Raw genomic sequence first — 23,680 nt, 5'->3', positions numbered from 1 at the left:
AACGCGCTTCCACCGCTCTAGGAGGCATGGTGCAACATTCCAGCCTGCTTTCAGTGGCGACCGCGGTTCCCCCGTTCTTCATCGAGCAGGCGGAGGCCAAGGCGCTTGGCCGCGACGCGTTCCGCCGCAAGAACCTGTTCGACCGGCTTTCCGGCGTGTTCGACAATGCGGGGATCGCCAGGCGTCATATTGTCGCGCCCGCCGAGTGGTATTCGACGAGCCACGGCTGGGAGGAACGCAATACCGTCTACCTAGACGCCGCGGAAGCATTGTTCCTCGAAGCAGCCGCGTCGGCGATCGACAAGGCGGGCCTAAGGCCAGCCGATATCGACGGCGTCGTGACCGTATCGACCACCGGAATCGCAACGCCCAGCCTCGAAGCACGCGTGGCCGGTCGTCTCGGGTTGCGCGAGAATGTTCGCCGCGTGCCCGTGTTCGGTCTCGGCTGCGCGGGCGGGGTCAATGGGCTGTCGCTGGCTTCCCGTCTCGCCGCCGCCGATCCGGGCAGCGTATGGCTGTTCGTCACGGTCGAGACCTGCTCGATCTCCATCCGCCTCGACAGTGACGATCCCGCCGCAGTCGTTGCAACCGCGCTCTTCGGCGACGGCGCGGCCGCGGCGGTGATCACTAGCGGTGAGCAGAGCAAAAACCTGATTACCGGCTCTGCCGAGAAGCTGTGGCCCGATACGCTGCGGATCATGGGCTGGGACGTCGAGGACCCCGGTCTGTCGGTCGTCTTCGACCGTGCAATTCCGCCCTTCATCGAGCAGGAACTGGCTAGCGCGATCGACGCCATGTGCGCCGAGCTTGGCACCAGGCGCGGCGCGATCGACCGCTTCTGCTGCCACCCAGGCGGGGTGAAAGTCATCGACGCCATCGAAAGTGCGCTCGAGCTGCCGCAGGGCGAGCTCAATCTCGAGCGCGAAGTGCTCCACGACTACGGCAACATGAGCGCACCGACCGTGTTGTTCGTACTCGATCGGCTGATGAAGGAGGGCCTGCCCGATCGCGTGATGATGACCGCCTTCGGGCCGGGCTTCACCTGCGGCGGCCTCATGCTCGAAGCCGCGTGACGCTCAACATCATCATCTTAACGCTGGTCACGGCGCAGCGGTTGGGTGAGTTGTGGCTGTCCAAGCGCAATACCGCGCGGCTGCTTGCCAACGGCGCTCGCGAGCATGCACCCGGCCATTACCCGCTGATCGTCGCGCTCCACACCGCCTGGCTGCTGGCGCTCTGGCTCTTCGCGCTGCCGCGTCCCGTGGACGGCTTCTGGCTGGGAATGTTCGTCCTGATCGAGCTGGCGCGGATCTGGGTTCTTTATTCGATCGGCTCCCGCTGGACGACGCGGATCATCGTGCCGCCGGAAGAAGTCCTCGTCCGGCGTGGTCCCTATCGCTGGGTGAACCATCCCAATTACCTCGTCGTCATCGCCGAGATCGCGGTCCTGCCGCTGGTGTTTGGCCTGTGGCAGGTGGCGCTGATCTTCTCGCTTCTCAACGCCGCGATCCTGACCGTCCGCATCCGCGCGGAGAACACGGCGCTCGGCCGCTAAGCCGCCGCTTGCGGCCCCGGCGACTCGCGCCTATATCGCGGCTCTCTCCTCGACATCGCTAGATGCCTGAGGCTGGGGCCCACCGGCTCCGGTCCGAGAGAGGTTTTGAATTTCCACGGAGTGTGCGTGAACGACATCGCGGCCATCGCCAAGCAGATCGAGCCCGAGGTGAAGAGCCTCGGCTACGAGCTCGTGCGCGTCGCGATGATCGGCGGCACGTCCGACCCGACGCTTCAGATCATGGCCGAGAAGCCCGACACGCGGCAACTCGACCTCAGCGACTGCGAGATCATCTCGCGCCGCTTGTCCGACTGGCTCGACGCCAACGACCCGATCGACGGCGCCTTCCGCCTCGAGGTCAGCTCGCCGGGCATCGACCGTCCGCTCACCCGGCTGCAGGATTATACCGACTGGGCCGGCCACGAAGCGCGCATCACGCTCGCCGAACCCAGTGAGGGCCGGAAGCAATATTCCGGCATTCTCAACGGCATCGACGGCCAGACCGTGCAATTCACCGACAAGAGCGGACGCGAGCATACGCTTCCGTTCGACGCCATTTCGTCGGCCAAGCTGCTCTTGACCGACAAGCTCATCAACGCCACCGCGCCGCTCAGCACCGAGGGCGCCGACTCAATCCAGACGATAGAGGAATAATTTCCATGGCCACCGCACCCGCTGCCGTCAGCGCCAACAAGGCCGAGCTGATCGCGATCGCCGACGCCGTCGCGCGCGAGAAGCTGATCGACAAGGGCATCGTGATCGAGGCGATGGAAGACGCCATCCAGCGCGCCGCCCGCGCCCGCTACGGCGCCGAGAACGACATCCGCGCCAAGCTGGACGCCAACACCGGCGACCTCCGCCTGTGGCGCGTCCTCGAAGTCGTCGAGGAGCCCGAGGATCACTTCAAGCAGATCGACCCCAAGGGTGCCGAGAAGCTTCAGAAGGGCGCGTCGATCGGCGACTTCATCGTCGACCCGCTGCCCCCGATCGAATTCGGCCGCATTGCCGCCCAAGCCGCCAAGCAGGTGATCTTCCAGAAGGTTCGCGACGCCGAGCGCGAGCGCCAGTATGAAGAGTTCAAGGAGCGCGCGAACGAGGTCATCACCGGCGTCGTCAAGCGCGTCGAGTTCGGCCACGTCGTCGTCGACCTTGGCCGAGCCGAAGGCGTCATCCGGCGCGACCAGCAGATTCCGCGCGAAATGGTCCGCGTCGGCGACCGCATTCGTTCGCTGATCATGGCCGTCCGCCGCGAAGCGCGCGGCCCGCAAATCTTCCTGAGCCGCGCGCACCCCGAGTTCATGAAGAAGCTGTTCGCGCAGGAAGTGCCCGAGATTTACGACGGCATCATCGAGATCAAGGCCGCCGCCCGCGACCCGGGAAGCCGCGCCAAGATCGGCGTCATCAGCCATGACAGCTCGATCGACCCGGTCGGCGCCTGCGTCGGCATGAAGGGCAGCCGCGTCCAGGCCGTCGTCCAGGAACTGCAGGGCGAGAAGATCGACATCATTCCGTGGAGCCAGGACACGGCGACCTTCGTCGTCAACGCGCTCCAGCCGGCGACCGTCAGCCGCGTCGTCATCGACGAGGAAGAGAGCCGCATCGAAGTCGTCGTTCCCGACGACCAGCTGAGCCTCGCCATCGGCCGCCGCGGCCAGAACGTCCGCCTGGCCTCGCAGCTCACCGCCTCGCAGATCGACATCCTAACCGAGGCCGATGCCAGCGAGAAGCGCCAGCGCGAATTCGTCGAGCGCTCGTCGCTGTTCCAGAACGAGCTGGACGTCGATGAGACGCTGTCGCAGCTGCTGGTCGCCGAAGGCTTTACCAGCCTTGAGGAAGTGGCCTACGTCGACATCGACGAAATCGCGTCGATCGAAGGCCTCGACGACGACATCGCCGCCGAGCTGCAGAGCCGCGCGACCGAAGCGCTCGACAAGCGCGAAGCCGCCGCCCGCGAAGAGCGTCGTGCCCTCGGCGTCGAGGACGCGTTGGCCGAGATGCCACACCTGACCGAAGCAATGCTCGTGACGCTCGGCAAGGCCGGCATCAAAACGCTGGACGATCTCGCCGATCTCGCCACCGATGAACTGGTGCAGAAGAAGCGCCCCGAACAGCGCCGTCAGCGCGAGCCGAGCAACCGGCCCGAGGACAAGGGCGGCATCCTCGCCGACTATGGCCTGAGCGACGAGCAGGGCAACGAGATCATCATGGCCGCTCGCGCGCACTGGTTCGAAGACGAAGAAGCGCCGGCCCAAACTGAGGAGGCCGCCGATGCGGAGTCCTCGCAATGACGATCTAAGCCCCGACAATCCGGAAGCGCGCGACCGGCACGTCGCCGAGCGCACCTGCATCCTGTCGCGCCGAACCGCGTCGCGCGACGAGCTGATCCGCCTCGCGCTCGGCCCGGACGGCTCGGTAGCGCCGGATGTCCGTGCCCGTGCGCCGGGCCGCGGTGCCTGGATTGGCGTAACCCGCGGCGAGATCGATCTGGCCAACGCCAAGGGCAAGCTGAAGCCGGCGCTGCAGCGTGCGTTCAAGACGAACGAGGTGTCGGTCCCCGCCGATCTCGGCGAACGGACCGAGGCCGCGCTTCGCCAGTCGGCGCTCGACCGCCTCGGCATGGAAGCGCGCGCCGGCAACCTCATCAACGGCTCCGACAAGGTCGAGGTCGCCGCACGCTCCGGCAAGGTCGCGTTGCTGATCCATGCCGCCGATGCTGGCGACGACGGCAACCGCAAGCTCGACCAGGCCTGGCGCGTGGGCGGCGGCGCGGCGCAGGGGGTGATATTCCCCGCGTCGCGCACTATCTTGTCCATGGCACTTGGGCGCGACAATGTGGTACATGTCGCCCTGACCGATCCCGCCGCCGCTTCGCGTGTCCAGCACGCGCTCAAGCGTTGGCGGGCTTTTACTGGCCCCGATCGTGGTCCTGAAGGCGGCGAACCCGCCTTGGAAGACGGCTCGGCTGAAGCAAATTGACGAAGGAATAGAATGAGCGATCAGACCGACAAACCGAAGCTTGGCACCCGGCCGCCGCTGGGCCTCAAGCGCACGGTTGAGACCGGCAAGGTCAAGCAAAGCTTCAGCCACGGCCGCTCCAATACGGTGGTCGTGGAGGTCAAGAAGCGCCGCATCCTGGGCAAGCCGGGCGAGGCCGCGCCGGTCGAGGCGCCCAAGCCCGAGCCCGTCGCCGAAGCGCCCAAGCCGGCGCCGAAGCCGGCTGCGCCCGCCGCGCCGCCGCAGCGCCGCCTGTCCGAAGCCGAGCAGATCGCGCAGCGTCGCGCCGACCTTGAGCGCATGCAGCGCGAGGCCGAGGAAGACCGCCTGCGCCTGGCGCAGGAAGCGCGCCAGCGCGAGGAGCGCTCGAAAACTGCCCAGAGCGAGGACGAGAAGCGCCGCGCCGAGGAGAATCGCAAAGCCGAGGAAGCCGCCGCCGAGCAGGCGCGCCTGGCTGCCGAGGAAGAAGCGCGCCGCGCCGCCGAAGCGCCGGCCGAACCCGAGCAGCCGGCGGCTCCCGCTGCCCGCGAAAGCACGGGGGGTGCGCCGGTTCGCCGCCCGGTCGGCGGTCATGCCCCCGCCCCGCGCCGTCCCGAGCCCGCGCGCCCGAGCCGCGGCCGCGGCGACGACCAACGCCAGCGCGGCAAACTCACTGTCACCCGTGCCCTTTCGGGCGAGGACGACAGCCGCGCCCGCTCGCTGGCCGCGCTCCGCCGTGCGCGCGAAAAGGAAAAGCGGCACCACATGGAATCCGGCCCGTCGGCCAAGCAGGTCCGCGACGTCGTCGTCCCCGAGGCGATCACGGTGCAGGAACTCGCCAATCGCATGGCCGAACGCGGCGCCGATCTGGTGAAGGCCCTGTTCAAGATGGGCTCGCCGGTCACGCTGACCCAGACCATCGACCAGGACACGGCCGAGCTGCTGGTCACCGAATTTGGTCACCGCATCAAGCGCGTCAGCGAAAGCGACGTCGACATCGACCAGTCCGAGGACGTCGATGCGGCGGAGACGCTGAAGGCGCGCCCGCCGGTGGTGACCATCATGGGCCACGTCGACCACGGCAAGACGTCGCTGCTTGACGCGATCCGCGGCGCTTCCGTGCAATCGGGCGAAGCCGGCGGCATTACGCAGCACATCGGCGCCTATCAGGTTGCGCTGCCCGACAAGTCGAAGGTCACCTTCCTCGACACGCCGGGCCACGAAGCCTTCTCCGACATGCGCGCCCGCGGCGCCAACGTCACCGACATCGTCATCCTGGTGGTGGCGGCGGACGATGGCCTGCGCCCGCAGACGGTCGAGGCGATCAACCACACCAAGGCCGCCGGCGTGCCGATGATCATCGCGATCAACAAGATCGACAAGCCGGAAGCCAAGCCGCAGAAGGTCCGCGAAGAGCTGCTGCAGCACGAGATCATCGTCGAAGATCTGGGCGGTGACGTGCAGGACGTCGAAGTCTCGGCGCTCAAGAAGACCAACCTCGATAAGCTGCTCGAGGCAATTCAGCTCCAGGCGGAAATTCTCGAGCTCAAGGCCAATCCCGACCGCGCCGCCGACGGCACCGTCATTGAAGCCCGGCTCGACAAGGGCCGCGGTCCGCTGGCGACCGTGCTGGTCGAGCGCGGCACGCTGCGCGTCGGCGACGTGTTCGTGGCGGGCGCGTCAAGCGGCAAGGTCCGCGCGCTGATCGACGACCATGGCAAGCAGGTGAAGGAAGCCGGCCCGTCGGTTCCCGTCGAAGTGCTCGGCTTGTCCGCCGTGCCGTCAGCCGGCGATCCGTTCACGGTGGTCGAGAACGAGGCCCGCGCCCGCGAAGTCGCGTCCTACCGCCAGGGCGTGCTCGACCGGAAGCGCACCACCAGTGCTCCGGTCAGCCTGGAGAACATGTTCGCGGCGCATGCGTCGACCGTGAAGGAAGTGCCGCTGGTCGTGAAGGCCGACGTGCAGGGCTCGGTCGAAGCGATCGTCCAGGCCCTCAATCGCCTCGGCACCGACGAAGTGCGCGTTCGCGTCCTCCACTCGGGCGTCGGCGCCATCACCGAGAGCGATGTCACGCTCGCCAGCGCGAGCGGCGCGCCGATCATCGGCTTCAACGTCCGCCCGAACGCCAAGGCGCGTGAAGTCGCCGAGCGCAACAAGGTCGAGTTCCGCTACTACGACGTCATCTACCACCTCACCGACTGGGTGAAGGGTGCGATGGCGGGCGAGCTCGGTCCGGAGATCATCGAGACGGTGGTCGGCCGTGCGCGGGTCCAGGAAGTCTTCCCGGCCGGCAAGAAGGACAAGGCCGCCGGCCTGCTCGTCCTCGAAGGCCAGATCCGCAAGGGCCTCAATGCCCGCCTCACCCGCGAAGACGTCATCGTCAGCAAGACGACGATCAGTTCGCTGCGGCGCTTCAAGGACGACGTCGCGCAGGTGGTCGCGGGTCTCGAATGCGGCGTGCTGCTCGCCGACACGAACGACATCAAGGCTGGCGACAGCCTCGAAGTGTTCGAGGTCGAGGAACGCGCGCGGACGCTCTAAATGCGCCGCACCGAAACTCAGGAAGGCCGCAGCGTTCGCCTGCTTCGCGTGGGCGAGCAGGTGCGGCACATCCTGAGCGAGCTGCTTGCCCGCGGCGACGTGCATGACGACACGCTGCAATCGCACCTCGTCAGCGTGACGGAAGTCCGCATGTCGCCCGACCTTCGCCACGCGACGGTGTTCGTGAAGCCGCTGCTCGGCCAGGACGAGCAGGCGGTGCTAAAGGCGCTGCGCCAAAACACCGCCTTCCTGCAGCGCGAAGTCGCGCACCGCGTGCGCATGAAATATGCCGCGCGCCTGAAATTCATCATCGACGAGAGCTTCGACGAAAGCAGCCACATCGATCGCATATTGCGGTCGGACAAGGTGGCGCAGGACCTCGGCGAGGAATGAGCCGTGGCGCCGCGAACGGCGGCACCATCGACATTGGGTTCATCGCCATTTCCCAGGCGCATCAGTTCGCGCACTGGCTGCCCGCCGCGCTCCGTCTCGCGCGGGAGCCCGGCGTGCGTGTGACCGTCCTGTCTTCTACACACGTCGGTGCCGATTATGTCCGCTCGTTCGATCCGGATGGGAGCCTTCGAATCAGGCTCCTGCGTGGCGCGGGCGGCGGCCTGTTCGACCCGCCCTGGCGCCTGAAGGTTCTGCTACTGAATGCAGCGACTTTTGCTCGCTTTCCGGTGCTGGTCACCACGGAGACGACCAGTTCCTGGTTGCGGCATCTGCCAGGCTTCCACCCGCGAATGATCCACCTCAAGCATGGCGCAGGCGACCGCGAGGGTGGTTACGACCCGAAGCACGCCAATTTCGACCTGACGCTGGTCAATGGGCCCAAAGACAAGCAACGCCTGATCGACCGCGGCCTGGGGACCGACCAAAACATCAAGGTCGTCGGCTACGGCAAGTTCGAGCTGGTGCGGCCGACCCCCGCGCGCCTGTTCGCCAACGACCACCCGATCGCGCTCTACAACCCGCATTTCGACGCCGAGGTCGCCACCTGGATCAAGCACGGCGCCGAGGTCGTGCGCGCGATGGAAACCATTGCCGACTGGAATTTCGTCGCTGCCCCCCACGTGCGGCTTCGCGGCGGCCCCGTTGTCGCATCAAGCGCGCCCAACATCATCATCGACCGCGGCAGCGTTCGCTCGATCGACATGACATATACGCAGGGCGCGAGTGTCTACATGGGCGACGTGTCGAGCCAGGTCTACGAGTTCATCTGCACCCCGCGCCCGTGCATTTTCCTCAACCTCGATCGCCGCGACTGGCAAGACGACCCGGCCTACGCTCACTGGCATTTCGGCCAAGTCATCGACGACCTGGCCGATCTGCCCGCCGCACTGTCCCGCGCGGACGAGGTCCAACCGCAGTTCGAAGCCTTGCAACGCGAGCGCCTCGCCGCGTCCATAGATGAAAGCCCCGTTCCCGCCTCGGAACGTCAGGCACAAGCGATCCTGGAGTTCGCGCGCAATGGCTGAGCTGGATCTAGCCGCCCTCGCCGCCCCCATGTTCGGCGAGAATTGCCGCGCCGAGCCATTTGCCGAGCCGCAGCGCGAAGCCCTGAAGGCCGCTTGTGCCGAGGACCGCGACATCTGGCAGATCTACGCCAACAACTTCGGTCCCGATAGCTTCGACGCCAGCATCGACCGCTACGTCGCCAGTCCCGCCAACCGCACCTTCGTCCTGTTCGATGGCGACGAGCTTGCCGGCATGTCGAGTTTTCTCGGCATCGATCCCGGCCGGCAGGTGCTGGAGATCGGCGGCACCTATTACCGTCCAAACTTGCGCGGCACCGGCTTCAACCGCCGCGTTAAAGCCATGATGCTCGAACGCGCGTTCAGCGCGGGCATCCGTCGCGTCGAGTTTCGAGTCGACCATCGCAACGCGCGCAGTCAGGCGGCGATGAAGAAACTCGGTGCCGTCCGCGAAGGCCTGCTTCGCGCGGATCGCATCACCTGGACCGGCCACGTCCGCGACACGGTCCTTTTCGCAATCCTGCGCGACGAATGGGAAGGTTTCGCGGGCTAGAACCGCATCGACATCGCCATGCCGCCGCCGTGCGCGTCTCCCCACGGCAGCCACTGGACGCGATCGTTCTTGCGCCTGGTCAGTAGCCAGCCTGAGGCCTCGCCGATCGCCGCGCCGGCAACGACGTCATGCACGAAATGCTTGTCCGCCTTGACCCGCGCAACACCGACCAGTGCGGCGACGATGTGCGCCGGTATCCCCGCCGCCCAACCGTAGCGCTTTTCCAGCGTCGCCGCTGCCGCGAAGCTCACCGACGTGTGACCCGACGGGAAGCTCTGAATGTCGCTGCCATCGGGCCGCCGCTCATTGATCGAACGTTTTAGGGCGAACGTGACGATGCTTGCCGCGCCCATCGACAGGCCCGACCGTTCCGCGCCTCGCCAGTCGCGCTGGACGACCGGCAGACCGAGCGCGGCCACCACCAACCCGTCCCGGCCGATATTGCTGACGGTGTTCCAGCTTTTCGGATCCGCATGCGCAGGCGTGGTGATCAGAGCAGCCCCACAAAGCGGGAGCAGCCAATAGTGCCTCATGCCGCCGCGGCGACGCCGATCTCGCGACGTATCGGTGACCCTGGCGTCGCGCGTTGATCGTTCCACCAGCATCCGAACATGGCGATGGCGTAAAGCAGGCGCCCATGGTTCGCGAAGCCCTGGCGATGCTCGTCGAACAGCCGTTCCACCTCCCGCTCGTCGAGAAAACCTGCCTGCGACGCGCCGGACTGGGTCCACGCTTCCAAGGCGAAATTGCTGAATCCGCCGGTAAACCAGTCGGCCAGCGGCATCTGGAAACCCATCTTCGGACCCTTTCGCACCCGCTGCGGCAACCAAGGCCGCACAGCCTGGCGAAGCGCATATTTTCCGACGCCGTGGCGCATCTTCATCGATGCGGGCATGGTCAGCGCCCAGTCGACAAACTTGTGCGATAGGAATGGAACTCGCGCTTCCAGCGAATGCGCCATTGAAGCGCGGTCGAGCCGCTGCAACAGCGACGATGGCATGTGCACCGTAATGTCGCCCAGCATGAACTGGTCGATCTCGCTGGGTGCCGAAGCACAGAGCGCCGCACATTCCGCGTGCGCCACGCGATGCTGCCGCTCGCGAAAGTCGTGATCGTAAAGTCGATCCTGCACGGCAGGCGGCGTGATCGTGACCGCCGCGAAGAACCGATCGCATCCGCCGGGTAGCAGTGCTCCATCCCGGAACCGGACAGCATAATCGCGCAGGTAATTCATCTTGCGGGAGCCGAACTGCAATCGGTCGAGAAAGCCCAACCCTCCCGCACCGCGGACGATCGGCGCCGCGCGGCGCATCCGCTCCGCCCATCGCTGCCGGTTGTAGCCGAGGAATACCTCGTCCCCGCCCTCACCGCACAGCACCGTCTTCACATGCTGGGCGGCGGTTCGCGAGAGATACCACAGGGGCACCGCCGAATTGGCGGCCGTCGGCTCGTCGAAGGCACGCTGGACTGCGGGCAGGATGTCGGCCGCCGTCTCCGGCTCGATGGGCAGCACGACGTGGTTGCATCCGAGATGCTGAGCCACCTCGCGCGCGGCCTCGGTTTCATCGATCTTCGACCCGGGGAAGCCGGCAGTGAACACGGTCACGCCGCGGCCCGCGGACGCGGTCATCGCAGCCGCGATCGCGCCGGAATCCACGCCGCCCGACAGAAAGGCGCCGATCGGCACGTCCGCGATCATGTGTCGGTCGACCGTCTCCAGAACGCGCGCTCGCGTTTCCTCGATCCAGGCGCCGTCGCTGCGGCCCGCCAGCGGCGCGATCCGCGGTGACCAGAATCGCGTTTCAGTCGCCTCGCCCACGGGACCCAGGCGGAGGAGGTGGCCGGGCGGCACCGAACGAACCTGCCGAAAGATCGAGCGCGGGCTGAGCACGTGACCGAAGCGGAAGAAGTCGTCGACCCCGGCTTCATCGACATCGAACTGAAAGCCGGGCACCGCGCGCAGCGCGGGGATCTCGGACCCGAATGCGATACCGCCCTGCTGCTCGCTCACGAACAACGGCTTGATGCCCAGCGGATCGCGCGCCAGCAGCAGCGTCCGCGTCGCCCGGTCCCAGATCGCGGCCGCATACATTCCTTCGGCTTGCAGCCAGACGTCGTCGCCCCACGCCGCGTAACCGGCAAGCAATGTCTCGACATCGCTGCCGCTGCGGAACGGATAGTCGTCCAGCGCGCGGCGAAGTTCGAGGTGGTTTACGATCTCGCCGTTGCAGACGATCGCGTATCGGCCGTCCGCACTGTCGATAGGCTGATGCCCGCCCGCAACGTCGATGATGCTAAGGCGTCGCATCCCGAAGCCGAAGTCGCCGTCAATCAAATAGCCAGCGTCATCGGGGCCACGATGGATGAGGCGATCGCACTGCGCGCCCACAACCGGTTGTGTCACGGGTCGCGATTGTCGGCGATACCAGCCTGCAATGCCGCACATGTTGGCGCCCTCCGCCCTGGCCAGTTCGCTGAGCAGCATACTGACAGGGATGTCAGGGACCGAATTACAGTTTGTTCATGTTAACGGCGTATCAGCCCCTTCTGGCGCCGCAGTCTCGACCCTCAGTGGCGGTACCCCGACGATTTCGTAGGTGCCCGAAGCGATGCCGATACCCGCTTTGGTCAGGTCCGCCAGAATCTCCCGGCTCATAGCATCCTTGATGGGCCGTATTGCATGGTCCGGCGCTAAGAAACGCACCGTGAGCTCGAGCCAGTTGTCCGTGACCCGCCAGTAGACCCGAGGATCGATTTCCCCGGGCTGGATGCCGAACCGCTCGCGTAGGCGACCGACTTCCTCATCGCCGAGCTGCCGACCGGACAACGCGTGCTTTCGAGCCGACTTCAGCAGGATTTCCTCGGCTCGACCGCACTGGTCTCCATATTTGATCGGGAGGTTAAGCTCGTCCCAGATGTAGGGGAACTCGCGCGTGTAATTGTACACGGCCTCGTCGAAGACCTTGTCATTGGTCACAGTGACAATGCGCCCCGTGAACTGGCGGCTTCGCACCCACATGGACGGAGCGTCCCCCTGCTCTTTCGCGGATTGCCCCATTTCCATGATGCTCGTCTGCATGAAGCTGAGGTCGATCACGTCGCCGCGAACGCCCCCCATGACGATCCGATCGCCAACATTGAACGTCTTGCCACGCAGGATCACGAAGTAGCCGGCGATCGCGGTGATTACGCGCTGCATGGCAAAGGCGATGCCAGCGCCGATGATGCCGACTACGCTGGCTAGCCGCGTCGGATTGTCGAACCAGATTGAAGCGATGCCGATCAGCACGGCTGCCGCGATGATTAGGCTGACACCCTGCTTGGCCCAGAACCTAAAACGAGTGCCGGTCCGGGTTCTGATAAACTGCGCAAGTATCAGTCGCAGAAGCTTCGAGATTATCCAGGCGACGAGCACGAAGACAATCGTCAACAGCAGCTTGCGGCCGTTCTCGGCCGTCGCGCCAATTAGTGTCACGCCGAACAGTTGGAACGGCTGGTCGTGATGCATCTATACGCAACAGCCGCCAGCAAACCGCGTTCCAACAGCCGTTTCGATAGGCTCAGTTCATTGATCTAACCCCGCCGCCCGTTCGTCGCGCGACATTTGTAGCGCAGTTGAAGCGCGTCACGATGTGCATCCGGACAGGAGACGATTCATGTTTGTTCGCGTAGGCCTTCTGGCATTGCTGATGATTGCCACGTCGGCTCGGGCCACACCGGTTGCGGGCAATTGGGAAGGCGAAGCCGCTTCCGATCTCTGGCCTACCTTTCTCCGGCTGGAGATCCAGCCGGGAGATCACGGTCACGCGACGTTGTTCGTTCTGGGCCAGACCATCGATCTTAAGCAAACGCTGGACGTATCCACCCTCGACACGACAATCGGCAAAGATCGCGATGCGCTGCGCGTAACCGGTCACGTTGAAGGCGACCGGCTCGTCGGGAGCATGAGCCAGTCCGGCAAGACGTTCGCATTCAGCCTGCAGCGCATCGCGAGCTATCCGCCAACCGAAGACAGGGTCGTCCGCTGGTCGCGCGACCTCGACGCCATCCGCGATCGCGTCCTCGCCTTCGACCGTAGCTTCGACGCGGCGGAGAAAGCGGCGGCGAAGCGCGCGATCGAACAATTGCGCAGGGAACTGCCGCGGCTTTCCGATGACGCAATCGTCGTTCAGATCGCGCGCATCGCCGCATTGGCGAACAATGCTCACACTCGGCTTTACATCCTTCGCAACCGCACGGAAGTCCGCCGGATGCCGATCCGCGCGTGGTGGTTCGGCAAGGAGCTGCGCGTCGTCCGCGCGGCGCCCGAATATGCGCGCTATCTTGGCTGCCGGATCGACCGCGTCGGTGGCCAGGCAGCCTTGGCGGCGAAGGCCAAAGTCGACGATCTGTTCGCCGGCTCGCCAACGTGGCGGACGTACATGAGCGCTTACTCGCTCACGTCGTCGGATGTCCTGCACGGCGCGGGCATCGTTCCGACCGCCGATCAGGTCCGATACCAATTCAGCGGCTGCAAGGCTTCCGGCACAGCAGAGATCGCCCCGCTGCCACTCGCCAAATCCGCGAAGCCGCTCGAAAGTTGGTGGGATCTCGCGCCGAAATATGCTGGCCCGCCGGATGACTGGAAGCAGCAGCTCGCCGGATCTGCGCCGCCGCTATACCTAAGCCATCCCGACAAGAACTACTGGTTCGACGACCAGTCGACCGACGGGATGCTGTTCATCCAGTACAACCGCGCGGCCGACGCGCCTGACGAGAAGCTTTCGGCTTTCGCATCGCGCGTTGCAGCGGCCATCACCGCGAAGCGTCCGCGCGTGATCGTCGTTGACGTCCGCTTCAACACCGGGGGCAATGGGTCGATAACGCCGAAGCTGGTCGATGCAGTGAAGAGCGCGCCTGCCGATGTGCCGGTCTACATCGTTACCGGTCGAGCCACTTTCTCCGCTGGTATCGTCGCGGCGGCGGTGTTGCGCGAGGCGCGGCCGGTGAGGATTGTTGGCGAGCCGGTAGGCGACGGCCTCGATTTCTGGGCCGAAGGCGGCAACATCATCCTGCCCTATTCGGGCCTCTACGTTCACTTCGCCAACGGGGCGCACAGCCTGTCGCCCAAGCCCTGTCCAACCAGGGATTATTGCGACGATATGAACGTCGCGAGCCTGGCTCCGGACATCGCTGCGCCGCCGACCTGGGCAAGCTATGTGGCCCGGCGAGATCCCGCGCTGGACGCCATCCGGCAGGATATGGACAGACGCCGCTAAACCGAAGTGGCCGGTCGGAAGCGACCGCGCTAAACAGCCACGCGCATGGCCAAGCTCTATTTCTACTACGCCGCGATGAATGCGGGGAAATCGACCACGCTGCTGCAGGCCGATTACAATTATCGCGAGCGCGGGATGGAGACGATGCTGTGGACGGCGCGGCTCGACGATCGCGCCGGGGCGGGCGTCATCGGCTCGCGGATCGCGCTGTCGGCGCCGGCGCACGTCTACGACGAAAGGGTCGACCTGTTCGAGGCCATCACCGACGAGCTGAAGCGCCGCAAGCTCGACTGCATTCTGGTCGACGAAGCGCAATTCCTCACGCAGCGCCATGTGCTGCAGCTCTGCGACGTCGCGGACAAACTCGGCATTCCAGTGCTCTGCTACGGCCTGCGCACCGACTTCCAGGGCAAGTTGTTTCCCGGTTCCGCCGCGCTCCTCGCGCTGGCGGATTCGCTAGTCGAGCTGAAGGCCGTGTGCGAATGCGGGCGCAAGGCGACGATGAACCTGCGCGTCGATGCGGAAGGCCACGCGGTCGCGGCCGGCGCGCAGACCGAAATCGGTGGCAACGACCGTTACATCGCCCTCTGCCGCAAGCATTTCCTCGAGCGGCTTCGCGAAAGCGAAGCCCGCCAGCTGAGCCTCAAGCTCCCGCGCTTCTGATGCTCCACGGCTGGATCGTTCTCGACAAGCCGCTCGGGCTTGGATCGACGACCTGCGTGTCGGCGTTGAAGCGCATCCTGCGCCAGGCCAGCGAGCCGAAGACCAAGATCGGCCACGGCGGAACGCTCGATCCACTGGCCAGCGGCGTGCTGCCGATCGCGCTCGGTGAAGCGACCAAGCTTGCCGGGCGAATGCTGGATGCCACCAAGGTCTATGACTTCACGATCAAGTTTGGCGAACAGACCGACACCCTCGACGCGGAAGGCGCGGTGATCGCGACGAGCGACGTGCGTCCTGCAGGCGACCAGATCGAGGCGGTGCTGCCGCGCTTCACCGGACCGTTCGAACAGGTCCCCCCGGCTTATTCCGCGCTGAAGATCGACGGCAAAGCCGCCTACGCCCGTGCTCGCGCCGGCGAGGAAGTGGAGATGAGGCCACGCAGCGTTACGATCCAGTCCCTCTCAATTCGTCACCCCAGCGAAGGCTGGGGTCCATGTCGGCCCGAGGCAGAAATTCTCGAGAACATGGATGCCAGCCTTCGCTGGCACGACGAAAAAATGGAGGAAATCACCCTCTCGGCCACCGTCTCCAAGGGCACCTACATCCGCTCGCTCGCCCGCGACATCGCGCATGCGCTTGGAACCGTGGGCCACGTTTCCTATCTAAGGCGTACGCGCGCCGGGCCGTTCGGGCTCGAACAGGCCGTTTCGCTGGACTTTCTGGAAGAAACCGCTAAGGCGCGCGCACTGACGAGGACGGTACTGCCGCTGACCGCGGCGCTGGACGACATCCCGGCCCTCCCCGTCACCCCCGACCAGGCTCAGTTGCTCCGTCATGGGCAAAGGCTTGCCGGGTTCCCCGCAACGCCGGGGCTTCAGCTTGCGATGCTGGGCGAAACCCCGGTCGCGCTGGTCGAAGCAACGGCCGACGGCCTGAAGGTCGTCAGGGGGTTCAACCTTTAAAAGAATAGGAGTGAAACGATGTCGATTACCGCCGAGCGCAAGCAGGAAGTGATCAAGGAACATGCCCGCGACAAGAACGACACGGGTTCGCCCGAGGTCCAGATCGCGATCCTGACAAGCCGCATCCAGACGCTTACCGAGCATTTCAAGAGCCACGCCAAAGACAACCATTCGCGTCGCGGCCTTTTGATGATGGTCAACAAGCGCCGGTCGCTGCTCGATTACCTCCGCAAGGAAGACGCGCAGCGTTACACCGATCTCATCGCGAAGCTCGGTCTCCGTAAGTAACAAATCCCTGAGGCGGCCCGTTAAGCGGGCCGCTTCGCACATGTTCAGTCCCGCAATTCGGCGGGGCGTCCATGGGGCAGCTTAGACGCCCCGAACCGCAGCAGGCCGGCTAGCCTGCAAATGCTGAACCGGTCGGCATCCGGCCGCCGGGACTGAAGGAACAAGAATGTTCAATATCAAAACTGCTGAAATCGATCTTGGCGGCAAGACCCTCAAGCTCGAAACGGGCCGCGTTGCCCGCCAGGCCGACGGTGCGGTGCTCGCGACCCTCGGCGAAACGGTCGTGCTGTGCGCCGTCACCGCCGCCAAGTCGGTGAAGCCGGGTCAGGATTTCTTCCCGCTGACCGTCCACTACCAGGAAAAATTCTCGGCCGCCGGGCGCATCCCGGGCGGCTTCTTCAAGCGTGAGCGCGGGGCGACCGAAAAGGAAACGCTGACGAGCCGCCTGATCGACCGTCCGATCCGCCCGCTGTTCCCCGAAGGCTTCTACAATGAAGTCCTCGTGATCGCGCAGGTCCTCTCCTACGATGGCGAGAACGAGCCCGACATCCTGGCGATGATCGCCGCGTCGGCCGCGCTCACCATTTCGGGCGTTCCGTTCATGGGCCCGATCGGCGCCGCCCGCGTCGGTTACAAGGACGGCGAATACATCCTCAATCCGACCAGCACCGAAGTCGCCGAGGGCAACCTCGACCTCGTCATGGCCGGCACGCCGGGCGCGGTGATGATGGTCGAATCCGAAGCCAAGGAGCTGTCGGAAGACGTCATGCTCGGCGCCGTGATGTTCGGCCACGAAGCCAGCCGCAAGGTTTGCGACGCGATCATCAGCCTCGCCGAAAAGGCCGCCAAGGACCCGTGGGAACTGGCGCAGGCCGACGACAAGAGCGCGGTCAAGGCCAAGCTCAAGGACCTCATCGGCAAGGACGTCGAGGCCGCCTACAAACTGACCAACAAGTCGGAGCGTTCGGCTGCCCTCAACGCCGCCCGCGACAAGGCCAAGGAAGCCTTCGCCGACGCCGAGCCGCAGGAGCAGCTCGTCGCCTCCAAGCTCGTGAAGAGCCTCGAAGCGGACATCGTCCGCGGCGCGATCCTCAAGGAAGGCCGCCGCATCGACGGCCGCGACACGAAGACCGTCCGGCCGATCGAGGCGATGGTCGGCTTCCTGCCGCGTACCCACGGTTCGGCGTTGTTTACCCGCGGCGAAACGCAGGCGATCTGCACCACCACGCTTGGCACCAAGGACGCCGAGCAGATGATCGACGGCCTCGACGGCCTGTCCTATCAGCGCTTCATGCTGCACTATAACTTCCCGCCCTATTCGGTCGGTGAAGTGGGCCGCTTCGGTGCGCCGGGCCGCCGCGAAGTCGGCCACGGCAAGCTCGCCTGGCGCGCGCTGCACCCGATGCTGCCGAGCCTGGAAGAATTCCCCTACACGATCCGCGTCCTCTCCGACATCACCGAGTCCAACGGCTCGTCATCGATGGCGACGGTTTGCGGCGGTTCGCTCAGCATGATGGACGCGGGCGTTCCGCTGAAGGCGCCGGTCGCGGGCATCGCCATGGGCCTGATCCTCGAAGGCAAGGATTTCGCGGTCATCAGCGACATCCTGGGCGACGAGGACCATCTCGGCGACATGGACTTCAAGGTCGCCGGCACCAGCGACGGCATCACCTCGCTGCAGATGGACATCAAGATCGCCGGCATCACCGAGGAAATCATGAAGACCGCCCTCGCCCAGGCGAAGGACGGCCGCGCGCACATCCTCGGCGAAATGGCCAAGGCGCTCGACCACACCCGTGAAGAGCTCAGCGCCCACGCGCCGCGCATCGAAACGCTGCAGATCGCCAAGGACAAGATCCGCGAAGTGATCGGCACCGGCGGCAAGGTCATCCGCGAGATTGTCGCCACGACCGGCGCCAAGGTCGACATCGACGACGAAGGCCTGATCAAGATCAGCTCGTCCGACCTGTCGCAGATCGAGGCCGCGCGCCAGTGGATCCAGGGCATCGTCCAGGAACCGGAAGTCGGCACCATCTACACCGGCAAGGTCGCCAGCATCGTCGATTTCGGCGCCTTCGTGACCTTCATGCCCGGCAAGGACGGGCTGGTGCACGTGTCCGAGATCAAGAACGAGCGCGTCGAGAACGTCCGCGACGTCCTCAGCGAAGGCCAGGAGGTCAAGGTCAAGCTGCTCGAGGTCGATCAGCGCGGCAAGGTTCGCCTGTCGATGCGCCTCGTCGACCAGGAAACCGGCGCCGAGCTCGAAGACACCCGCCCCCCGCGCGAACCGCGCGAGGGTGGTGATCGCGGCCCGCGCGGCGAAGGCCGTGGCGACCGTCATCGCGGCGGTGGCCGTGGCGGCGACCGTGGTCCGCGGCGCGAAGGCGGCGGACGCGGCGGCGACCGTGACCGTAGTCCCCGCGGCGAAGGCCGGGGTGATCGGGGCCCGCGCCGTGACCGTGAGGGTGGTGGCGACGACAACGGCCCAGCGCCCGAGTTCGCCCCCGCGTTCCTGACGGGCAACGACGACTAAACGTCAGACCAAATGCCCATGAAGACGGCCTCGCGGCATGACCGCGGGGCCGTTTTTTTATATGCGATCTGTCGGGGGCCGAAGCCGTACGTTTACGCGGAATAAACCACGATTGCGTACTGCCTCCCGATGTTGGTCGCGACGATCATCGAAGAGCAGCGGCGGTCGCGGGACTTCGGTCGGCTACAAGCCGCGACATTCATCGTCGTTGCTGCGTGCATCCTAACATTGCCGCTGGCCATTGGACCGGCGCGGCTCAACGACTCCTTCTGGATCGATCAGGTTTGGCTAGAGCAGTTCGCGCGTGAGATTGGCCGCGGCGTTGCTTACCCCCGGTGGTTGCCCCAATCGCATGGCGGCCTCGGATCCCCTGTTTTCTATTATTATCCGCCCTTGGCCTTCTACGCCGGTACGCCATTCCTATTGCTTGGGTTGAAGGTCAGCGATGCGCTGGCAGCAACCTTCTTCGCCGGATATCTTGCGTCGGGCGCCGCCATGTATTTCTGGCTTCGACGCGACACCGAAAACCCGTTTCTTGGAACCTTGGTGTTCATGGTCGCGCCCTACCATACGTTCAACTGCTACAATCGAGGCGCCCTCGCGGAGTTCATGGCAACGGCCATCATCCCGCTTCTTGCGGCGGGCGTATGGCGCGTAAACCAGACACGATCCGGATCGTTTATCCTGGTTGCCCTTGGCTACGCGGCCCTCATTGCGACCCATCTTCCACTGGCACTGCTGACGTCCCTATTTCTTGTCGCTCCAATGGCTGCCGCCCGCATCCATCGCGAACGCGCCAATGCGCTGCCGATCGCTTTGGCCCTCGCGACGGGGATCGGCTTGGCGGCGGTTTACTGGGTCCCCGCCTTCTGGCTCGAACCGTACCGCGACTCCGCCAGCCTTTGGTCGAATCCGATCTTAAAGCCCAGCAACTGGACCTTCTGGAATCCGGAGTTCCGCGCCAGTCGCGCCTACATCGGGATTCTCGTGATCTCCGCTTCGCTGGCGCTGCCGCTTTCCATGCTCGCCTGTCGAAATCGCAGCGCATGGGCCGTGCTTGGATTGCTGTGTCTGTTGCTGACGATCGGCACCATACCGCTCGTTTGGGAATTGCCGATGCTAAGATCGGTTCAGTTCCCATTCCGGTTGCTGCCCATCGCCGAATTCGGCCTCGCCACAGCGATAGCCCGATTGCCCTGGGCGTCGGAGGGTTTGGCACTGCGACTGTTGCCGCTTCTCACGATCAGCGCCTTCACGATCGCCGCGAAGCCGGTCGATCAAGGCGTCACGGCGGCGGATGTTCGCGCGCATGCGGACGTGCCGGACAACCTTCCTCCCGGCCATCGTCCCTACAGCTGGCCGTCGACTTGGGCCCGCGACGTCGCCCGGAAGCATCCGGCAAAAACGGTCACGGGCGACATGACGACGGAGGCCCGCTTCTACTTCCCCGCATGGCAGGTTAGTTGCGGCAATCGTCGGACCGCCGGGTTTCCAGCGCCGGAGTCCAAGTTGTTGAGCTACCGGGGAAAAGACTGCGTCGCGGAGTTAGGTTCGACCCCTGCCGAGGCGGCAGGCAAGGCCGTGAGCCTCATTAACTTGTTTCTCTTGGTGCTGATCATGCTGCCAGCCCTGCGGGATCGGTTAGCGAGCCGACCCAAGTGGCAGTTCCGCTGGGTCTAAGCGACTAGCGTCCGCCTTCCCTTCCAAGCGCAAAACGACAGCTTTTGGTGTAGCCGCGCCTTCGGCGCCCGGTCACCAGCTTTCCCCATCCTCGGTTCATCGCTCTCCGCGTATTGATCACCCTCTATCGACCATTCGAACCAAGATCGAAGGTTGACACAATATCAGCGTATTCTAATTTAGCTAAGTCTGATTTTTTCAGGAGTTGTTTGCGTGAGTAAAAGCGTCGTCGGTGCCCTAGCCTTGTTCCTGTCAATCCCGGCAATTGCCTGGACGTCCCCGACGACGCTCGACGACAATGCACCCGTCGAGGAACAGCGCCGTTATTTTACCGACGACGCCGTAGCGCCCTCTGTCACGCCAAAGTCCTACGACGTCACGATCGTCGAATATATGGACTATCAATGTCCCTATTGCCGGGCGACGCACGGCCCGTTGAAGCAATTGCTCGCAAGCGATTACAAGGTCCGCGTGATTTACCGCGATTGGCCCAATTTCGGCGCCGCTTCGTCCAAAGCCGCACTGATCGCTATCGGAAGCAAGTATCAGGGCAAGCACGAGGCCGTCCACGATGCGCTGATGCAAACGCCGCTTCCCCTAAACGATGAGAAGATCAGGGCAGCAGTCAAGCTCGCGGGGGCCGATTGGGACCGCATCCAGCGAGATATTTCCGCGCATAGCGAGGAGATCGAAGACCTACTGGCGCGCAACGACAAGCAGGCTCAGTTGATCGCGCTGGAGGGCACACCCGGCTTCATCATCGGCGATGTTCAAAGCTTCGGGGGAATGACGTTGAAGCAATTGCAAGAGTCGGTCGCCAACGCGAGAGCGAAGTTGAAGGGCGCCGCGAGCGCGAAGTGACCATCTTTCCACGGATGGCAGTATCTGCCGCGGCAGCAGCGGCACTGACTCTGACGACGCCAGCGACGGCCGCGATCCCGCCGCAGATGAAGGTCGAGCTGATCGCCTCCACCCTGTCGCCGCGCCCGGGATCGACGGTGCTGGTTGGATTCCGCATGGATCCCAAACCCGGTTGGCATGGCTATTGGAGCAACGCCGGCGGCAACGGGATCGCGCCGGAAGTCCGATGGACCGCTCCCAAGGGCGTCACGTTCGGCCCGTTGCTCCACCCGGCTCCGACCCTGTTCAAGTCGATGGGGGTGGTCAGCTATGTCCACGCGGGACAGCATATCCTCGTGGCGCGCATGAAGGTGCCGTCCAGTGTGACCCCTGGGGCGACGCTTCCCGTTCGCGCCGACCTGACTTGGGCAGTTTGCTCCAACGACCTTTGTGTACCGGGAGGCGCGCAGTTCTCACTGGACATGATCGCGGGCAACGGCACCCCCGCAGCCGACGCGCCGATGCTGCGGCGAGCCTCTGACGAGGTGCCACGCAAGCTTGCCGGAGGACGATACTGGATTGCCGGCAACATAATAACGCTGGCGATGCCGGACTTGGCTCGCCTCCGTCCACGGACCGCCCACTTCTTTCCAGACGAGAACGGCCTGTTCGATCCATCGCAAGCTCGAATTTCCAATGCGCAGCCAGTGGAAATTTCGATCCCGGGGGGCACGAAGATCGGGCGCATCGACGGTGTCGTTACGGATGGCCTTTCAAGCTATCGCGTCTCGCTGATCCGGTCCGCCCCGCCGCCGAAGCCGGAAGCACGCGCAAAAGCCGACGCCTCTTTATCCCCAGCCTCGCCCACCGCTGGACTGTCGGCGCAGGCCCCGACGGAGCCGCCTCTCGCCAAGCCGAAGAACGCTAGCCAGGCGGCACCGCTTCCCAATTTGCGGTTGGGAATGATCATTGCATTGGCCGCCGCGGTCATTGCCGGGGCGTTGCTCATCAAACGGCGCAGTCGTCGCCCTTGAATGTATATTAGAATATGCTAAATAACTCAACGAAGGGAGTGTCGATGGCTGAGGCGGATACAAATCTCTCGGACTTTTCGCTGCAGGCCGCAGAAGCCGCGGGCGTCTTGCGATCGCTCAGCAATGTGTCGCGGCTTCTCGTTCTGTGCCATCTCAGCGAGCGCTATGAGCTTTCAGCCGGTGAGCTGACGCGTCGCGTCGGACTGAGCCAGTCGGCGCTTTCGCAGCACTTGGCCCGGCTCCGCGAGGATGGCCTCGTTGCGACCCGCAAGGATGCGCAAACGGTCTTCTATCGGGTCGCCGATCCGAAGGTCCATCGCGTCCTCGCGGTTTTACATGAACTTTATTGCCCAGAATTGGGAAACGGAGACCGATGATGAATCGAGACCGGTCACTGGCTGCAGATCCCGCCCTTCGCGACGCCAACGTGCTCGTTGAGCGAACGATTACCGGCGTTCTCCCGCAGCCCCAGGTGAAGACCTTTTTCGACGAGCCGACATTTACGGCTACACACGTCGTTCACGACCCGATGACCCGCAAAGCGGCAGTCATCGACAGCGTCCTCGACTTTGACCAGCCGTCTGGGAAAATCGGTTTTTCCTCCGCGGACGCGCTGATTGCGTATGTGGAAGAAAGCGGTCTCGAGCTTGAATGGATTCTCGAGACTCATGCGCATGCGGATCACATGTCGGCGGCACCCTATCTGCAAGAGCGGCTTGGCGGAAAAATCGCGATCGGAGCAGATATCATCGCAGTTCAGGGAGTCTTCGGCAAAATCTTCAACGAGGGGTCTGAGTTCGCGCGCGACGGATCGCAGTTCGATCTGCTCCTCAAGGACGGCGACCGACTGGCGATCGGCGAGTTGGCGCTCGTGGCACTCCACGTGCCCGGCCACACGCCTGCCGATATGGCTTACGTCATCGGTGATGCCGCCTTCGTTGGCGACACCATCTTCATGCCCGACTACGGATCGGCACGGGCCGATTTCCCGGGCGGAGATGCGCGGCAGCTGTATCGCTCGGTGCGCCGCTTGCTGTCGCTGCCGGACGAGACGCGGGTGTTCCTCTGCCATGACTACAAGGCGCCAAATCGCGACGAATACGTCTGGCAAACGACTGTGATCGCCGAGCGGGCTGGCAACGTCCATTTGCACGACGGCGTCAGCGAGGACGATTTTGTCCGCATGCGCACCGAGCGTGACGCCACGCTGTCGATGCCGAAGCTCATCCTGCCATCGCTGCAGGTGAACATCAACGCCGGTCACCTGCCCGAGCCGGAGTCTAACGGCACCCGCTACCTCAAGCTCCCGATCAACCTGTTCTGAG

At 64.6% G+C, this 23,680-nt stretch carries 22 protein-coding genes; 19 read left to right on the top strand and 3 right to left on the bottom strand.

Annotated elements, in window-relative coordinates; all coding sequences use genetic code 11:
- Nucleotides 1–26: 26 nt before the first annotated feature.
- The 9 genes from QU596_RS12435 (at nt 27) to QU596_RS12395 (ending at nt 9,097) form a co-directional block, all read left to right on the top strand.
- Nucleotides 27–1,073 carry a type III polyketide synthase gene (locus QU596_RS12435; protein WP_308515898.1) on the top strand — a complete coding sequence of 349 codons (1,047 nt, stop codon included), beginning with the start codon at nt 27–29 and terminating at the stop codon, nt 1,071–1,073.
- Nucleotides 1,070–1,555 (top strand): isoprenylcysteine carboxyl methyltransferase family protein, encoded by a 486-nt coding sequence (locus tag QU596_RS12430; protein ID WP_308515896.1) that lies wholly within the window; start codon nt 1,070–1,072, stop codon nt 1,553–1,555. The genes QU596_RS12435 and QU596_RS12430 overlap by 4 nt, the downstream gene beginning before the upstream one ends.
- A gap of 126 nt (nt 1,556–1,681) precedes the next feature.
- The gene (rimP, locus tag QU596_RS12425) at nt 1,682–2,209 is read left to right on the top strand and encodes a ribosome maturation protein RimP (protein WP_308515895.1); all 528 of its coding nucleotides are present in this window, start codon (nt 1,682–1,684) and stop codon (nt 2,207–2,209) included.
- Between the two features lie 5 nt (nt 2,210–2,214).
- Nucleotides 2,215–3,843 carry a transcription termination factor NusA gene (gene nusA, locus QU596_RS12420; protein WP_308515894.1) on the top strand — a complete coding sequence of 543 codons (1,629 nt, stop codon included), beginning with the start codon at nt 2,215–2,217 and terminating at the stop codon, nt 3,841–3,843.
- Entirely contained in the window at nt 3,824–4,531 is a 708-nt protein-coding gene (locus tag QU596_RS12415; protein WP_308515893.1) for a DUF448 domain-containing protein, read from the top strand. Before nusA ends, QU596_RS12415 begins: the two co-directional genes overlap by 20 nt.
- A gap of 12 nt (nt 4,532–4,543) precedes the next feature.
- Entirely contained in the window at nt 4,544–7,069 is a 2,526-nt protein-coding gene (gene infB, locus QU596_RS12410) for a translation initiation factor IF-2 (protein ID WP_308515891.1), read from the top strand.
- Nucleotides 7,070–7,462 carry a 30S ribosome-binding factor RbfA gene (gene rbfA, locus QU596_RS12405; protein WP_308515889.1) on the top strand — a complete coding sequence of 131 codons (393 nt, stop codon included), beginning with the start codon at nt 7,070–7,072 and terminating at the stop codon, nt 7,460–7,462.
- Nucleotides 7,459–8,547 carry a glycosyl transferase gene (locus tag QU596_RS12400; RefSeq protein WP_308515888.1) on the top strand — a complete coding sequence of 363 codons (1,089 nt, stop codon included), beginning with the start codon at nt 7,459–7,461 and terminating at the stop codon, nt 8,545–8,547. Before rbfA ends, QU596_RS12400 begins: the two co-directional genes overlap by 4 nt.
- Entirely contained in the window at nt 8,540–9,097 is a 558-nt protein-coding gene (locus QU596_RS12395) for a GNAT family N-acetyltransferase (RefSeq protein WP_308515887.1), read from the top strand. The genes QU596_RS12400 and QU596_RS12395 overlap by 8 nt, the downstream gene beginning before the upstream one ends.
- On the opposite strand, the gene QU596_RS12390 is transcribed toward QU596_RS12395, so the two are convergent.
- The 3 genes from QU596_RS12390 to QU596_RS12380 form a co-directional block, all read right to left on the bottom strand.
- Nucleotides 9,094–9,630 (bottom strand): phosphatase PAP2 family protein, encoded by a 537-nt coding sequence (locus tag QU596_RS12390; RefSeq protein ID WP_308515886.1) that lies wholly within the window; start codon nt 9,628–9,630, stop codon nt 9,094–9,096. The genes QU596_RS12395 and QU596_RS12390 overlap by 4 nt on opposite strands.
- The gene (gene asnB / locus QU596_RS12385) at nt 9,627–11,501 is read right to left on the bottom strand and encodes an asparagine synthase (glutamine-hydrolyzing) (protein WP_420030923.1); all 1,875 of its coding nucleotides are present in this window, start codon (nt 11,499–11,501) and stop codon (nt 9,627–9,629) included. Before asnB ends, QU596_RS12390 begins: the two co-directional genes overlap by 4 nt.
- Before the next feature lie 117 nt (nt 11,502–11,618).
- Nucleotides 11,619–12,605, bottom strand: a complete 987-nt coding sequence (locus QU596_RS12380; RefSeq protein ID WP_308515885.1) for a mechanosensitive ion channel family protein — start codon at nt 12,603–12,605, stop codon at nt 11,619–11,621.
- 148 nt (nt 12,606–12,753) lie between these two features.
- Here QU596_RS12380 and QU596_RS12375 point away from each other — a divergent pair, with 148 nt between their 5' ends.
- From QU596_RS12375 to QU596_RS12330, 10 genes are all read left to right on the top strand, one after another.
- On the top strand, nt 12,754–14,355 hold the full coding sequence (locus QU596_RS12375; RefSeq protein ID WP_308515884.1) for a S41 family peptidase: 1,602 nt from the start codon (nt 12,754–12,756) through the stop codon (nt 14,353–14,355).
- A gap of 45 nt (nt 14,356–14,400) precedes the next feature.
- Nucleotides 14,401–15,018, top strand: coding sequence for a thymidine kinase (locus QU596_RS12370; RefSeq protein ID WP_308515883.1), 618 nt, complete (start codon nt 14,401–14,403; stop codon nt 15,016–15,018).
- Nucleotides 15,018–15,980 carry a tRNA pseudouridine(55) synthase TruB gene (truB, locus tag QU596_RS12365; protein WP_308515882.1) on the top strand — a complete coding sequence of 321 codons (963 nt, stop codon included), beginning with the start codon at nt 15,018–15,020 and terminating at the stop codon, nt 15,978–15,980. The genes QU596_RS12370 and truB overlap by 1 nt, the downstream gene beginning before the upstream one ends.
- 18 nt (nt 15,981–15,998) lie before the next feature.
- The gene (gene rpsO / locus QU596_RS12360) at nt 15,999–16,268 is read left to right on the top strand and encodes a 30S ribosomal protein S15 (protein ID WP_308515881.1); all 270 of its coding nucleotides are present in this window, start codon (nt 15,999–16,001) and stop codon (nt 16,266–16,268) included.
- Between the two features lie 166 nt (nt 16,269–16,434).
- Complete coding sequence (gene pnp, locus QU596_RS12355; RefSeq protein ID WP_308515879.1) at nt 16,435–18,801, top strand: polyribonucleotide nucleotidyltransferase; 2,367 nt, start codon at nt 16,435–16,437, stop codon at nt 18,799–18,801.
- A 129-nt stretch (nt 18,802–18,930) separates the two neighbouring features.
- The gene (locus QU596_RS12350) at nt 18,931–20,481 is read left to right on the top strand and encodes a 6-pyruvoyl-tetrahydropterin synthase-related protein (protein ID WP_308515877.1); all 1,551 of its coding nucleotides are present in this window, start codon (nt 18,931–18,933) and stop codon (nt 20,479–20,481) included.
- Nucleotides 20,482–20,694: 213 nt separating this feature from the next.
- Nucleotides 20,695–21,342 carry a DsbA family protein gene (locus tag QU596_RS12345; RefSeq protein WP_308515875.1) on the top strand — a complete coding sequence of 216 codons (648 nt, stop codon included), beginning with the start codon at nt 20,695–20,697 and terminating at the stop codon, nt 21,340–21,342.
- Between the two features lie 14 nt (nt 21,343–21,356).
- Nucleotides 21,357–22,355 (top strand): protein-disulfide reductase DsbD domain-containing protein, encoded by a 999-nt coding sequence (locus QU596_RS12340; protein WP_308515874.1) that lies wholly within the window; start codon nt 21,357–21,359, stop codon nt 22,353–22,355.
- Nucleotides 22,356–22,399: 44 nt separating this feature from the next.
- Nucleotides 22,400–22,732 (top strand): ArsR/SmtB family transcription factor, encoded by a 333-nt coding sequence (locus QU596_RS12335; RefSeq protein ID WP_308515873.1) that lies wholly within the window; start codon nt 22,400–22,402, stop codon nt 22,730–22,732.
- Nucleotides 22,729–23,679: an MBL fold metallo-hydrolase gene (locus QU596_RS12330; RefSeq protein WP_308515871.1), complete on the top strand. Its 951-nt coding sequence runs from the start codon at nt 22,729–22,731 to the stop codon at nt 23,677–23,679. Before QU596_RS12335 ends, QU596_RS12330 begins: the two co-directional genes overlap by 4 nt.
- Nucleotide 23,680: the final 1 nt, after the last annotated feature.

Source organism: Sphingomonas flavescens (assembly GCF_030866745.1).
Lineage (GTDB): Bacteria > Pseudomonadota > Alphaproteobacteria > Sphingomonadales > Sphingomonadaceae > Sphingomicrobium > Sphingomicrobium flavescens.
This window is presented reverse-complemented; position numbering and strand designations above follow the sequence as displayed.

What these genes read in the sequence shown, in the direction of transcription:
- rpsO (WP_308515881.1), top strand. Translation starts at nt 15,999, where the DNA reads ATGTCGATTACCGCCGAGCGCAAGCAGGAAGTGATCAAGGAACATGCC.
- infB (WP_308515891.1), top strand. Translation starts at nt 4,544, where the DNA reads ATGAGCGATCAGACCGACAAACCGAAGCTTGGCACCCGGCCGCCGCTG.
- QU596_RS12350 (WP_308515877.1), top strand. Translation starts at nt 18,931, where the DNA reads ATGTTGGTCGCGACGATCATCGAAGAGCAGCGGCGGTCGCGGGACTTC.
- nusA (WP_308515894.1), top strand. Translation starts at nt 2,215, where the DNA reads ATGGCCACCGCACCCGCTGCCGTCAGCGCCAACAAGGCCGAGCTGATC.
- rbfA (WP_308515889.1), top strand. Translation starts at nt 7,070, where the DNA reads ATGCGCCGCACCGAAACTCAGGAAGGCCGCAGCGTTCGCCTGCTTCGC.
- QU596_RS12330 (WP_308515871.1), top strand. Translation starts at nt 22,729, where the DNA reads ATGATGAATCGAGACCGGTCACTGGCTGCAGATCCCGCCCTTCGCGAC.
- QU596_RS12415 (WP_308515893.1), top strand. Translation starts at nt 3,824, where the DNA reads ATGCGGAGTCCTCGCAATGACGATCTAAGCCCCGACAATCCGGAAGCG.
- QU596_RS12380 (WP_308515885.1), bottom strand. Translation starts at nt 12,605, where the DNA reads ATGCATCACGACCAGCCGTTCCAACTGTTCGGCGTGACACTAATTGGC.
- truB (WP_308515882.1), top strand. Translation starts at nt 15,018, where the DNA reads ATGCTCCACGGCTGGATCGTTCTCGACAAGCCGCTCGGGCTTGGATCG.
- QU596_RS12375 (WP_308515884.1), top strand. Translation starts at nt 12,754, where the DNA reads ATGTTTGTTCGCGTAGGCCTTCTGGCATTGCTGATGATTGCCACGTCG.
- QU596_RS12335 (WP_308515873.1), top strand. Translation starts at nt 22,400, where the DNA reads ATGGCTGAGGCGGATACAAATCTCTCGGACTTTTCGCTGCAGGCCGCA.
- QU596_RS12400 (WP_308515888.1), top strand. Translation starts at nt 7,459, where the DNA reads ATGAGCCGTGGCGCCGCGAACGGCGGCACCATCGACATTGGGTTCATC.
- pnp (WP_308515879.1), top strand. Translation starts at nt 16,435, where the DNA reads ATGTTCAATATCAAAACTGCTGAAATCGATCTTGGCGGCAAGACCCTC.
- QU596_RS12395 (WP_308515887.1), top strand. Translation starts at nt 8,540, where the DNA reads ATGGCTGAGCTGGATCTAGCCGCCCTCGCCGCCCCCATGTTCGGCGAG.
- QU596_RS12340 (WP_308515874.1), top strand. Translation starts at nt 21,357, where the DNA reads ATGGCAGTATCTGCCGCGGCAGCAGCGGCACTGACTCTGACGACGCCA.
- QU596_RS12435 (WP_308515898.1), top strand. Translation starts at nt 27, where the DNA reads ATGGTGCAACATTCCAGCCTGCTTTCAGTGGCGACCGCGGTTCCCCCG.
- QU596_RS12370 (WP_308515883.1), top strand. Translation starts at nt 14,401, where the DNA reads ATGGCCAAGCTCTATTTCTACTACGCCGCGATGAATGCGGGGAAATCG.
- QU596_RS12390 (WP_308515886.1), bottom strand. Translation starts at nt 9,630, where the DNA reads ATGAGGCACTATTGGCTGCTCCCGCTTTGTGGGGCTGCTCTGATCACC.